Genomic DNA, 15,743 nt, shown 5'->3' with positions numbered 1-15,743 from the left:
TGAATTAGTAGATTCGGGCGCCTATGTGGCGGCGACTGGTTCAGTCACCGTTCGGGCAGGTCAAGACTCCATGGGCGTAGGCATCTCTATGACCCGTCAGAGCTCGATCAGTACCAATGCGAATTTTGACACGCTAACGGATGACAGCGACTCTCGTATCCAAGTCAACGCCGTAGGGCAGTTGCAACTCAATGGCGTGATTCAAGCCATTGATGCTGGTGCCGATGTTAGCCTAGCTTCTAACTCTCTGATTTCGATTGATAACCTGGTCCATGCCAATGATCAGTTAACGGTGAGTGGTGGTACCCACACAAGCAAATTAGGGGTATTGTTGAAAACGGTGGTGCTGGATGACACCACACTCGTCTCTGGAGGTGTGCTCGATACCGGTCTAAACGGCCATATCACCGTGACTTCCAACGATGGTATCTATATTCAAGGACAAGTTGGTCAATTAGACGACAATGAAAAAGCCATCACTGGCAGCGCCAATATTCAGTCTACCTCTGGCAATATCACTTTAATCGGTTCGGTTGACGTGTTAAACGATCTGCAAATGGTCGGTGGTCAAGTCAATATTTTGGCTGGTGGTTACGCTTATGCCAAAGCGGATCAAGCGGAAGTTTACATCAAAGCCCGTGAGTCCATGACCTTGTCGGCAGCAACGTCACAAGTGCCTCCAGAAAACATTCCGGCGATTGTTCAAGGTAATAAACTCGTTCATCTTGTTGCACCAAAAATGTCTATTGCTGGCGCCGTGACGGTGGATGATGCAGATGGTTTGTTATTACTCAATACTGGCTCTCAATTGAGTATTTCGGGTAGTGTGACCTCCGCAGGAGACATCCGTCTGCAGTCTGGCGTCAATACCTCAGCCACGCGCGCGGTATTAGAAGGCACCATGGATAGCAGCACCCTATCGGCCGGCACGATTAACGTAACCGGTGCGGGTAAAGTAGATGCTGTTGGTGATATTACTATCCTTGCTGGTGGTGATGTGACCCTTTCCGCCTCTGCTGAAACGGGTGAAGAGGTAAGCTTAACTCGTCCCGTGGTCCAAGTTTTGACTGAGACTATCCAAGTGGTGACTGGCTCCCGCGAGGTAGCAGTTGATACCATCCAAGTTCCCGTGGTGTCTTGGACCACGACTAAGTCGATCGAACACGTGGGTGATGCACTCGTCAAAGTTGGGAACGAGTATGTCACCATGCGCGTAGAACTGCGCCAAACCGGCTATTACAACCCAAGTGCGCCAGCAGGTCAGCAGTTCCGCGAATACTTTATCGAAGGCATTGATTACTTTAACGAAAAAATTAACTGGAATAATGCAGGGATTGCTAGTTCTAGCTCCCCGGCCATCGCTAGTCGCACCGCTACAGCTGTAATTGGTGACTACAAGTTACCAATCATTCCTGACGGCCACCCAACATACGACAATACAAAAGTAGACGGCTACAAAACTTTCTCTGAGCTCAATGATGCTCAGCGTCAAGCGGTATTGAATGCATTGGGCTATATGCCGGTCTATGAGTTTGTACTGATCTCAGATGCTAAAGACGCAGAGGGTAAAAACATATTGGCGCTCCGAGGCAGCTACAATGGTACCGCGTACCGAGTAGCTGTTGGTGAAACAACGCCTTGGGGAACCACATGGAATGGCCCTTCTTGGATGAACGCATCTAAAACCTACACCTATGTCGATGTGGAAGGATGGAAAGACAAATACGTCTACATGCCGCAAGGGGCCAAAGAAGACCTTCTGAATATCATCTCTTCGGGCACGACGAAAGAATTAGTATCAGATACTAATATGTCTGGCTCAGATACTTCGGGTACATGGAAAACAACATCGCAAATCACATCTAGTGATACCAAAGGTGAGTGGGTCGGTACATACACGGATACAGCAGATGTAGATTACACCCAGCAGGGTACGCGTCTTACTAATTCAACATTAACTGGCTATGCAAATTCGTTTAACTTAGAGCATGATATTAATGCAAGAGGCGATGCCTATTGGGAAGCGCGTTACGATGCTAATACGGGTAAGCGTTCATTTGATATGGCGGCCACCGATAAAGATGGCAACATGTCCTACGATCCGAGTTGGACATGGGGTACGCCGGTAAAAGTTCAAACAATCAATACCAGTAGCAACCCTACGGCATTGGATGGAACCACCTATTCTGCCTCCAAACTTGAGGCTAGCTTTGTCGATACAACGGCAGCTGCTGCGTATCGTTCTAACGGCGCTACTCTCACGGCGAACTACACCGGACAGGTCAATGCGGACCAACGTTATTTCGACAATTTACAAAACAACACCGCATCGTTAGTTGAAAATTCATCAGAGCGCAGTACCCGTGAAATTGAAGCCGGTCGCTTTAAGTACTGGACCAGTTGGACGGAAAAATACCTTGGTTACGTCAACAGTTATTCCTACATGGGATGGGGTTGGAAGGATGTGTACAGCTCAGGCACGGAGAGAACCAAATCCGGGTGGAGCACGGTTCAGAGCTTTATCTCAAACCATGACCAAGTTCAAACCAAAGCCTACACGTCAACCAAAGGGGCTTTTGAGCGTAACAATAAAGTCTACTGGGCACGCTATCGTGACGAAAATACCGTGGTGTTCAAAGAAAAAGCGCAGGACTTCGAATACGCTTGGACATCGAATACCCACAAGATCTATGACCAGCGTATACAGCTGACCTACGACTTGACCTATCAATCGAAAGATAAATTTGATTACCGCCCAGTCTACGCGGAAATCACGAAAGAATTGATGGTCACCACTTTCGAACAGCGAACTGTTTGGGAAACCGAAGTCCTAACGAAAGATGAAACCATTAGTTACGCTAAAGTATCTGAAACTGATGTGACGGGCATCGGCTCGGCTTTCTCTGGCACGTCGATTGAAGGGAATAACATCACCATTAATGCTCGCGGTAACGTGAGCCTAAGTGGTGTGGTCGATGCTGAGACAAACATGACCGTCACTAGTGGTGACGTATTGAAAGTCATCGGTGTGTTGCCAAAAGATGCCACCGTTGCTTCTCAATCACAATTGATCGCCGGTGCAGATCTTGCTGTGACTTCGAAAGGCGACATGCTACTAGCAACATCTTCATTACTGAGTGCCGTCAATGTCACTGTAAACGCGGGTGAAGATGCTTCTTTCCTAGGGGAAATGGGTACTGACAGCGCGGCTAATACAGCCAATACCTTGAGTCTGAAAGTGACTTCTGGTGCGGATATGAACCTATCCGCTGCCATGTTGGCGGACAACAGCATTGATGTAGCAGCTGGGCAGGGCATCAGTAAAGACGGTGGTATAACCGGTGATCTTTATGCGCAGTTAACCGTGACGGCCGATGCCGGTACCATGAAACTAACCGCCGGCGAATATGGCGGTCATATCACCTTAGATTCCTCGGCATTGACGGCAACTGGCGCTAATACAGCCGTCACCATCTCTGCGGTGGAAGGCCGTTTTGTCCAAACTAAGGGACAAATCCAAGCAACGACGTTGAATGTTACCGCTGACAATGGCATCACGGCATCGACGACCGTTGCGAAAGCCAGCTTTGCATTGACTGGATCTGGCGATATTGCCATGACCAACAGCGGTGACTTGGAGTTGGTGGATGTCTCTGCCAATGATGGTGGCATTGCCATTTCGACTATTGGTGACATGATTGCGACCAAGGTTGTTGCTAAAGGCACGTCAGATTTAAACGATATTCTGCTACAAACCTATAAGCCTAAAGCGGCCACAAGTGGATCTGATTTGACGGTTGGTTTGGTGACATCTGCTGGCCGTGGTGATGTTACCTTGAAAGCACAAGGACAAGTGGCGCGTTCTGCATCCGATGTCACCTCTTCACTGGTGACGGCTGATGTCTTGTCGGTTGAGTCCTTGACGTTAACCAACGTCAACATAGCAGCCAACCAATTATCGATGGCCGTGCAAAACGCCGCTTCCAGTACGGCTGTGATTAACCAAAGTACGCGCTCTCTGCGCATCACCGAATCCACCATCCAAAATGGTGCCTTCACCATGACTGCTGAGGGTGCGGTGACCGTTGATAAATTGATTATGGCGGCCAATGCGGCGACCAGTGATGTGACCATCACAGCGGCGGGCAATATTGCTGTCAATCAGCTAGTTGCGGGTATCTATCTTGAGGATGGCGCTAGCTACACCATCAAAGACCTCGTGGATGGTGTGTTGGTTGATAAAGAGCTGAGCTCCGTTACTTCTGCTGGCACGGTTACCTTGACCTCTACTGGTGGTGCGGTGACCGAGGGTTCTACGGATGATGGTGTTGACTTAGTTGCTGACGAGTTAATCGTATCGGCAGCCAAAGGCATTACCGGATTAGAAGTTGCACTTAACAAGTTGGACGCTTCGACGACGGCAGGTGACATCTCCATAACGGACTTTGATGGTGAGCTTGAAGCAACCAAAGGTCTGTTAGTGAAAGATGCGAACACGGTTAAGAGCAACAACACCAAAGTTGAGCTGATCGCGGAAAATAACCTATTCATCCTAGCGGATGCCTTGGTACGCGGTGAATACATTCGCCTACAAAGTGATAACGGTGATATTCAAGTTACGACACCAACGGATTACGCAACGACTCCGACCGATAGCTTACAGTACAGCAAGGGCATCGGTTTCAGCGCCGTAGCAGGTACGGTAGATTTGTATCGCTTCTTCAATGCACCGGAATCCATGGAATACCGTGCCGGTGAGAAATTCCTATTTGGTACGACTAGCGATAATAAGACGGGGGTTCTGCCAGGCAACTTAACCTCCAACTCGATCATTATCGAAACCGGCGAAGTGCTGTCTTTGAACGGTACCTTGACGGTGAAAGATCATCTTGAACTGATCTCTGCTAAAGACGTACTGATCGGCGGTACCATCGTCGCCAAAGACAATGGTACTAATGGTGATGGCAAGATCGGTAGTGTACTGATCACGGCGAGAGGTATAGCGACCTCGAAAACTGCGATCAATACAAACCAGTCTACTGGCACGATTGCGGTTTCTGAGCAAGCGACTGGCTATATCACCATCAAGACCACCGACCTAAAAGCATCTTACTTCGAAATGCGTGCGGCGAAAGACATTGAAGTAAACATTACCAACGCTTGGAATTTAAGTGGCTTTATTGGTGGCTTACAACAGTACAATCCTGCCGCCAATGTTGACCTCAATATCGGTGGTGCGCTGACTGTAGCTGGCGGTATTGTCGGTGCCACCAATGCTATGTCGGTAACTGCTAATAGTATTACGTCTGATGGCGCTTCGGTCTTTATTGCGGATGATTTAACCGTTAATACCACCCAATCGATCCAGATTAATACGCTAGTCGAGTCTGTTACGGCAAACTCGACAAGCTCCGGCAACATTGAAATTAACGAAGCTGATTCGTTGTTTGTCAAAGGCGTGGAAGCGAAAGACGGCGCTATCACCATCAAAGCCGGTGGCCACCTATGGGCTCGCGATGTACAGAACATCGCCGGTGGCGACAATATTGCTCTGTATGCTGGTCAAAACTTGTATGTTGACCGTGTTGAAGCAGGCGCTATTCAAGGGGCGGTGAAAACCTCAGGCAACATTACTCTGGATGCGAAAGGGACGATTCTTGAGCTACCAGCGATCGTTATCAGTAGCACCTCAGGCTTACCATTAACTACGGATGCCAACTGGAAATCCTTCGTTAATAGCTCCACTGGTGCGGTTGTCACAAACGGCACATTGGCATTTGATGATGTGGATGCGGATGCGTTTGCCTACTCCATCACGTTACGTGAAGGGGATGGAAAAGTTTCCTACACCAAGCTAACCAGTGCCGACGATAAAGGCGCGTCGACGACTATCGAAACACGTACTGTGTCGGCGACCGGCTACAAAACCGGTTCCACTCAGCAAACAGCGACCGGTCTAGCGACCGCGGGCGGTGGCGGTGCGTCGTCAACGACAGAAACACAAACGGAAGCCGGATCAAACCAAGCGCAGACCACAGATATTACATTCCAAAGCAGCTTTGTGATTACCGATGGTTTAACTGTGTCTGCAACGGTGGGAACTACGCCGGTATCCGTCAGCATTGGCGAAACCGTGAATAGCGTTGTTGTCACGGCGGACTGGAGTTCGCTACTCACGGCGTTTGCCTACAAACTTCAGCAAACGTCGGAAATCGTAACAGCGACACCGGACACGTCCGCCTTCAAAATATCATTAGTGGGTGCAGAGAACTCTGCTTTCACTGTGAGTAATCTATCTATCTCAGGCTCTACCGTCACGGACTTGACGGAAGACGGCGTGCGTCGCACATCCACTACCGTCGCGGCTGGTTCGTTGGTGAAACAAGTCAACGAAATTAGCTTTGCCGATACCGGCGCTCTATTAAACAACGGTACTTACATTGTCAGCTTCGGTCAAACCACAAAAACACTGGACAGCACCAAAGTTTATGACCCTGTCTTCATTACTTACACTTCCGATGCGGATGCGACATGGACGGAAGTGCTAAGCAATTTAAAAGCGAAGATTGTGGCAAGCCATGGTCTGTACGATGACGCCAGCATTGTAGTCGATGCGACGGCACGTAAGCTGACCTTAACCGCTAACACTGCCAACCAGACTGTTTCTATGACGCCGCTTGTGTTGAGCGGAAGTAGCATGGCAAATGATGCGGTGTTCTCTATCACCGTTGATGGCAAGGACTACAAGATCTTTGCTAATGGCTCTACGCCAACTGAAATTGCAGCGGGTGCAGCGACCATTACTTCAACGGCAGCGAAGGACGCTGTTGTTGATGCTGATACAGGTGAAGTTACTACTGCTGGTATCGCCCAGAGCGATAAAATTGTCTTTGGTGATCTGAATCCGTTAGCCGGTTTCACTTATAGCTTATCGGTTGCGGGTGATAGCTATACCGTTACAGCCGACAACACGCCAACATGGGCAGAAATACTGACTGGTTTTTCTGATCAAATTACGAACGACCATGGCACCGACTTGTCAGTTGTAACGGATGATGCGACGCGAACCATCACCATCACGGCTAAGGTGGCTGACACTGGTGCAACTCGATTTACCGATGCTGCTTACACCAAGGCAAGCGGTGGTACAGTGAAATACGCGCAATTAGGTGCTGATGCAACAGAAGCGGATCTACGCACATTATTGTCAGCACAGCTAGCGACCAATGGCGTGACCACCACAACCAGTGGCAGCGCATTGACCCTTCAGACGGCTGCAGCAGATAAAGCCCAAACCAGCCTCTTTGTGATGGATACCACCATCGATAAAGCCAGCACGTACCAAGTGGTGATTGATGGGGTGGTGTACTCAGCGTCTGGAGCTAAGAGCGAAGCCGTTGCGAGCCAGGGTACGGTTACTGGTACCACCAGCATTCAATTTGCGGACAATTTAACTACCGCTATTGCGGATGGCTATGAATACCAAATCACGGTAACCGGTACTAACGGGACAACTCCGTCAACTGAAACCTTTACCATTCGCCCAGTTACTGGCGACACTTGGGCAATTATTTTTGATGCCGATACCGCGGCCGCGAACTATGCCGGTCAAATGGACGGCTTTGATACCTCTGCCTTGATCACGGTTGTGGGTGATGCAGCAACACGCACATTAACCTTTACCGCTAAGACAGGCATTACGGTTTCAGCCTTGTCTCTTGCCGTTACCAACCCCGTAGTCGCAACGACAGCAGATGTTTACTCAGCACTGACCACCTCGTTGCAAACAGCGGGCTACACGGTAACCAGCGACGCTGATAGTGGTGTATTCACAGTCTCTGGTGCGGTGAATACGGCCTTTAACGTGGCGGCTTACGGTGGAATGAACAGTGCGATTGCCTCTGCAAGCACTAAGACCAATGCGGGTCTCAGCGCATACGAAGAGCAAGCCGTTCAGCTTGATAGTGGTTACACCCCTGCGGTGGGAGATGTGTTCTCCCTTCGTCTAGAGGGCACAACTACTGTCTCTGTCACCGCTACAGGTACCACTCGTACCAGTTTAGTTGACCAAATGGTCACTGCCATTAATGCTTCAGCCCAGAAAGATGTGGTGACCGCATCCAATGACGCTGGTGTGCTGAAGGTTAAAGCGGATGTTATCAATGACTCCTTCACGCTTGATCAGGTAAAACTATCTCGCACTGCTACCGATGCAGTATCTAATGTCATGTTCTCCAACACGACACAAAACGCTGGTTCACTGCAAAAGCAAGTGAGCCAAGTTTCCTTCACTGGTGACGCGTCAACTAAGACTACCTACTCGGTCACTATTGGTGCCAAGACTTATGAGGTGAATAAAGCGTCTTGGTCAGAAAATATGACGGCGTTGAAATCTGCTATTGAAGCAGACGGCGTGGTTACCGTGGTGACTGATGCAGCAGCGAAAACCCTAACGCTCACTGCTGTGGTGGCAAACACGCCATTTACGGCATCCTCTACGGCATCTATCGGTGAACTCGACTCTATCAAAGTGACCGAAGACTACGTGTTGATTCTACCAGTGCGTCCAGCGGGTAACTTTGCCCTTGAATCAACCAAAGCACTTTCGGTTGTTGCCTTGCCAACCAAAGATGGTGAGATCATCCAGTTGAAAGCGGGCGATGATCTGGTCATCGTGGAAGCTCTTGATGTGGGTGACACTGGCACGGTCAGCTTGACCTCAACCAACGGTGGTATCGCCTTGGGCGGTAAGATCACCGCTAACACCGTTAGTATCAACTCCAAGGACAGTGTGGCGTTGACGTCGGAATTGTCGACATTGTCTGCCAATGTCACAGGTACTGGGGATTTGACCGTTACCCAAACTGGCGATTTAACGATTTCCAACCTGGCGATGAACGGCGGCGATGTGCTGTTGAACGTGGATGGTGATGTCACGATCAGCAGTTTCACCGGCTCGGCGGGTAGCGTCACTATCAATGCCACCGGTAAAGTGACCTTTGCTAATGCGCCTGCGGCCGTGTCAGAAATGACGATTGTGGCAAGTGGTGCAGTAACCGGTATTACTAATACCGATCGTATTAGCGTGACGACCACTGGCGTAGTTGACATTGAAAATACCGGCACCTTGGTCATCGATAAAATGGCAAATGGCGGTAAAGCCATCGATATCTCTTCTACCGGCAATATCACACTTGCCGCGAATCTAAACTTGGCGACTGATGCGACCCTAGCTCTAGCATCGACTACCGGTACCATGGCACTGACCGGCGCGATTACTTCTGGCACCGGTGCGGTTACCTTGTCTTCTGCTGGAAACATGACCTTGGCAGACAGTGCGGATATTACGTCTGCGAATGGCGCATTGACCTTCACGTCAAGTGCGGGCTCTGTCGCCATGAACGACCAGACCATCGTCAAAGCCGGTTCAGGTCAATTAGCTGTGTCGGCAGCAGCGGATATTACCCTAGGCAAACTATCGACTTCCTACGAAGGCTTATTAACACTGACCGCGACTGGCGGTGAGATCATCGACTCCGGTGATGGTCAGTTAGATATCGATGCGGCTAATGCGGATCTTGTGGTGACCAGTGCCAAAGGCTTTGGTAATACCGACAGCATTGATGTCAACGTATCGTCTGTGGATATTGTCAATAGTGCATCCGGCGCGGTGCAGTTGATCAATAGTGGTGCTTTGACCATCGATCAAGTGAAGCAATCTGGCGCTGGTGTGACCAGTTTGTCGACCTTGGATGGCGGTATTGTTATTCAAGATAAAGGTGTGACAGCGACTACAGGATCCGTAGCGATTTATGCGGCAGGCGTCGGCTCTGGCATCGATCTAGATAGTGATATTCGCACTAGCACAACCGCGTTGAACAGCGTTGTTCTGACCGCAGAGGGCGGCGATATTATTCTGAGCGCCGGTGTGCGTGTAGCGGGTGAAGGTACCATCCGTATGGCGACGCCTGCGGGCTCGGTATTGAACAACCAAAGCTACATCACCTACACCGATTGGCGTTTAGATGGCGCCAGCTTCGATAGCGAAATTGAATGGACACTATACAATGGTAAGTTCTCTGTTAACGCGGCAACCGGTGAAATCAAAACCGCGAAGATTGAGGATTACCAAATTGCTAGCCACATTGCCAACAATCAAGTGTTGCGTGCAGCAGATGGTGCCTACCTGCAGACCCAAGGTCAATTAATCATCAGTGCTCGCGACCAGATTGGTCAGCGTGTATCTGGTTTCACTTATAGCCCAATGGCGATTGTGGTGGATGCGGCGAAATTGACCGTATCTAGTAGTGAGCGTTTAGATATCTCGGTAATTGTGACGGGTGATGTTCAAGTTATTGAGGACACTAAGGCAACCGGTACGCGTGGTGGTAGTACTGACATTAAATCGTTAAGTGGTTCGCAAAGTATCGCTGCTGCCGTGGATGCCGGGGGCGAAGACATAGTACTTGTTTCTAACAAGTTGGAAATCACTGAGTCTGTGCGTTCTGCGGGCGCCGTGCTTTCGGTGAAACCGGTCGAAACCGATCGTTCGATTTTGGTGGGTGATTTAACGTTAGGTAGTACTTTTGTTGAAGATGAGCTCTTGCACATCGACAACTCTGAAATCGCTAATTTCCAAGATGGCTTTAGTGCGATTGTTATTGGTGACACCAACTCGAGTAGTAAGATCTACATTGGTGATGAAACTGGAACCAGTGAAAAAGTTGTGGTGAATGACAACCTTGTACTTCGTAACCCGGTACTGGGCGGTAAGATCTACATCAACACTGATTTAGTGTTGGAAGGGGATTCATCTCTCTTAATCGATGGCTCTGGTCATACGGTATTTATGAATGCTGATGTGACAGTTTCAGGGGATGTGTTTATCAATGACTCCTTAGAAGTACAAGGAGCCTCTGGTGATTCTGAGCGTATCTACACGGCCGGCTCAGATGGTGCAGGTCAGATGCAGATCGGTACATCCTCTGCACACTTTATGAATGGTAATAGTGACGCCATCGCGGATGAACTTGTGCTTCAAGCACCAGATAACATCGTTATCTGGACACAAGTTGGTAATACTGATCCACTAGAAAAACTCACCATTCAAGGGGTGAGCGGAAACAATCCAAACAATGTTACTTTCCATAACGAAGTGACAGTTGACGGTGATCTGATTATTTACGCAGAGGGTACGGTCACGTTCAACCAAGCTGTCACGTTGAACAACGGCGGCGATCTGCTGATCTATGGCGCGGACCAAGTTGTATTTGAGAAAGGCGTTAACCTAAATGGCGGTGGTAATTTACTGGTAGAAGGTGATGAGATCAGCTTGAAAGGTGGTCAGGAATCCATCGTGGGTACCGGTACCGTGACACTACGACCATCTACAGTGGGCAACAACATAGAGTTAGGGACACCTCCATCAAGCGTTACCTTGAACACTTTGAACATCGATAACACTGAGATTCAAGCGTTTGCCGATGGCTTTACGAAGATCGTGATTGGTCACCAAGATGATTTGACCAGCCACGCGAAATCGACTTCCGGTAACGTGCGTATTGGTGCGATCAACTACTCTGAACAAGCAACGCTTCGAGATGAGCTAGAGGTCTTTGGTAATAACATCACGGTTGAGGATTACTCAAATTCTGGTTACACACTGCGTATTTTGGGCGATATAACACTGGATGCAGTGAATAACATTACCATTAAGAACAATATCCAGGCAGCGAATGCCAACGATAATGCTTTGTCTAATATTACCCTATACTCTGAGTCGGGTGCGGTACTGCAAGAAAACAGCAGCTTCGATAACGACAATCATGAACTGATCGTTGCAGATAACTTAACTGTAGTAGCAGAAGACGGCGTATCTCTTTGGTGGACTGCGGTTAATACCCTAGATGTAATAAATGATGGCGATGGCGATATTCGTATTCACACCGAATCCTACGATTCGCCAACCGACACGAAAGATGTCACTAGTAACCTGAATATCAAACGTATCAGCCAATCAAGCGGGGTGGGCACTGGTGACATCACTATCAGCACCGAAGCAGGTAATATTACCATATTAGCCGCAGGTAGTGCTGGTTCCGGTATTACCACATCTGGAACGGGAGCGATTGCGCTTGTTGCTGGCACCACTGCGGATGAGTCAGGTGAAGACCCAGCATCGGCTAGTTATAAAGTGTTGGATGATGGTAAGACTATTACCATCAATCATGTTATTAGCTCGACGTCTGGTGCAATTACCTTGCTTGCAGACGGGCAAATCAGCAACAGCAGTGCCGGTATCATCAGTGCGTCTGGCGCCGGTAACATCACGCTAACCTCTCAGTCTGCCAATATTGCACAAAGTGGTAATGTGACTAGCGTGGGTGGCTTGATCACCTTCGAAGCAGACACCAACATTGTTATGACGAATGGTGTGAGCACCAATGCCAATGGCGGCTCGGTCAGTTACACCGCCGGTCAAAACATTAGCCTCAGCACCGTGAATGCGCAAACTGCTATCACCATGACTGCGGGTAACACAGCGGGCACGGGTACCGGACAAACCGGTTACATTCGTGCGACATCTGGCTTTAGCGGTACTTACAACTTGTCCGGTGAAACCGCAACCGTCACCTTGACCGCCGATAACGGTATAGGTGAGTCTGATACCGCGCTGAAAACTCAGATCGCCGGCCTAACGGCGACCAACAGCAATAATGGTGGATTATTCATTACCGAAAATACCGATCTATCGGTATTGAGTAGTGGCATTACCATGAGTGGTACCGGTGGTGATGTGGTTCTGACCATGTCGAATGGTGGTTTGACCGCTGATGGTGCGATCAATACAACAGGCACCACAGGTAACGTACGTTTGGATGCTCAAGGTGCGGGTAAAGATCTGACACTAAACAAAAACATCCAAACCACAAATGGTTCTATCAGTCTGTTGGCAAATACGTCGGTGACAATGGCTGCAAACACGGTCTTTAGTACCTTGAAAGCTGGTGAAACATTACAAGTCTTGGCGTCTGGTGGTGCCATTACCATGGCGTCAAATGCTACGGCGCGCACCAACGCGGGTAATGCGCGCTTTGATGCAGCGACTAGCGTGGTATTGGGCGCGGTAGATCTTCGCGCTGATTCTGACCGCAACGCCAACCCTGCGACCTTGACCTCACAAGCGTCTTGGGGATCGCTATCGGTTAAAGCAACGAGTGGCACCATTACCGATGCGGCGACAAGCGGTGATACCACAGTAGATGTGTACGCCAATACACTGCGCATGAGTGCGGGTCAGTCTATCGGTGAAGGCTCAGATCATATTGAAACCGAAGTTCAGACACTGGCAATGAGTGTGTCTGAAGGTGGTGCTTACATCACAGAAAGCACCGTCTTGAGTCTAGGCTCGGTCAATGATGTGGTGGTGAAACAAGTTGCAGCGACAGGCTCAACATCGAACAGCACCGCAGGTAGTGCGCTTTCTGGGGTGACCATCAGTAATGACAGTGCCGACGCGACCAATGACGATGTGGTGTTGGTCGGCAAGTCGGGCAATATCAGCCTAGATCAAGCCATTAGTGTCGCGGGCAACGGCAACCTGTTAGTGGATACACAAAGCGGTGCCTTGTCTGTCGGCGCAGCGATCAGCTCCGGTTCCGGTAATGTGTCGTTGAAAGCGACCGGCAATGTCACCATGACCGATGCGGGTGATGTCACCACAGGCTCGGCAGCGACCAGTGGTGATGTCAACATCATGGCTACAGGCTCTAGCAGCACAGTAACCATGGGCAGCGGTACCACCATCATTACCAATGCGGGTAATGTTCGTGTCGCAGCCGATGGTAATTTGACCATCGGTGTGGTGGATGCGCGTACTAACAGCGATCGTTCTGGTTCAAGTTTAACGCAGCAAGCCTCTTGGGGTGCGGTCAGCCTTGTCAGTGCGAGTGGTGCTTTGATCGATGCGGATGCGACATCGAATACCAACGTTGATGTTTACGCTAACGAATTACGCTTAAGCGCCGCCCAAAACATCGCAGCTCAAGACAAACAATTAGCCGTCGAAGCAAAACAACTGTCTGCTGTTGCGACAGCGGGTGGCTTGTATGTACTTGAGCAAACAGACCTGTCTTTGACTGCAACCGCAATTGATACCAACTTGGTGAAAACTGACGGCACGGTAACGTCTTCGGTCTCTAGTGATGCTTCCTTGTCGAACGTGACCTCTGGTGCTGATCTAGTCTTACGCTCTGTGGCAGGCTCGATTACCTCAGTCAGCACCGGTGCAGTCTCCGCAGTTGGTAACTTATTACTACAAGCAACGGGGGCGACATCTGACCTGACTCTAGGCGGTACGGTAAGCAGCTCTGCAGGCCATATCAGCCTAAATGCCGGTCAAGATGTATTGCAAAATGCGGACATCAGCACGGCTGGCTCGGGCAAAACCATCGATGTGTTGGCAGGCCGCAACGTCACCATGGCGGATGGCACTAGTCTGACCACCACCAATGGTGATGCGTCTGTGAAAGCCACTTCCGGCAATATCACAACCGAAACCATTAACGTCGATACAGGTAGCCTGAATCTTGTTGCTGGTACCGACATTGCCGATTTGGATGGCAATAGTCTGATTACTGCTAGCGGCTTAATGATGACCGCCGGCAGCGGCATTGGTAGCAGTGCCAATGTCTTGAATACTGCTGTAGGTACGATGGCAGCGAGTGCGGCAGCCGACGGTCTATTCGTTGCTGAGACCTCTGGCCTGATCGTTGATAATGTATCGACGACTGTACAGCGTGTGGATAGCACGGGTCTGGATGCAAACCTAAGTGAGCAAACCAACGGCCAAGAAGATCTTGTGACCAGCGCAAACGGCGCGATTGTGATTACCGTGACCGCGGGCAACTTGACCGTTAACGGTGGCACAGACTCTGCAGCCAATGCGATTACCGCAGCAGGTACAGGCAACGTACGTCTTGAAACCAAGCATGCAGACGGTGACTTGGCTCTGTTGGCTCTGAACAGCGGACTAAACGCGGGTTCTGGTCATATCACGGTGTTGGCAGGCAATGACTTCACACAAGCAGCGGCGGGTGATATCGACACCACTGCAGGTCATGTTGATGTTCAAGCTGGTGGTAATGCCACCATGACGGACGGCGCAACCGTGACGACTACAGACGGCAATATCCGTTACAACATCACCGGTGACTTGTCACTGGGTGCGCTGAGCACGACTAATGGCGATGTAAGCTTAATTGCCAACAGCATCACTGATAGCGGCACAACCGATACGGATGTGGCGGCGCAAGACCTTCGCGTCAACATCACCGGTGCGTTTGGTGCCACTGACAACCATATGGAAACCAGCGTCACCAACTTGAGTGTGAACGTCGGCACCGGCGGTCTATTTATCACTGAAGCAGACAGTATTACGGTGGATCAGCTAGCAGCGATCACCACTAACCGTGTGAAAGCAGACGGCACGATCACAAGCAGCAGCAATACTGATGCAGCACAGAGTGATTTGATCTCTACCGGCGCTGCGGTACTACAAACTACTGCGGGTTCTATCACCATTAATGAAGGCGATGCAGACGACACCGGCGTGAGCGTAGCGGGCAACTTGTTATTGAGCGCAGGTGGTTTGACGTCTGACCTGACGCTAGGCGGTACGGTCACTAATACAGCAGGCCATACAAGCCTAGCCGCTGGCCGAGATATCTTGGTGAATGCCAATC

At 49.9% G+C, this 15,743-nt stretch carries 1 protein-coding gene (running past one end of the window); it reads left to right on the top strand.

What is annotated here, in order from left to right:
- The coding region annotated (locus tag FJM67_RS17555) for a beta strand repeat-containing protein (RefSeq protein ID WP_181161511.1) crosses the window boundary (this coding region is incomplete at both ends): on the top strand, positions 1-15,743 show 15,743 of its 33,548 nt. 17,805 nt of the annotated region lie to the left of the window's left edge.

The sequence above is a fragment of the Maribrevibacterium harenarium genome, from assembly GCF_006385675.1.
Taxonomy (GTDB): domain Bacteria; phylum Pseudomonadota; class Gammaproteobacteria; order Pseudomonadales; family Marinomonadaceae; genus Marinomonas; species Marinomonas harenarium.
This window is presented reverse-complemented; position numbering and strand designations above follow the sequence as displayed.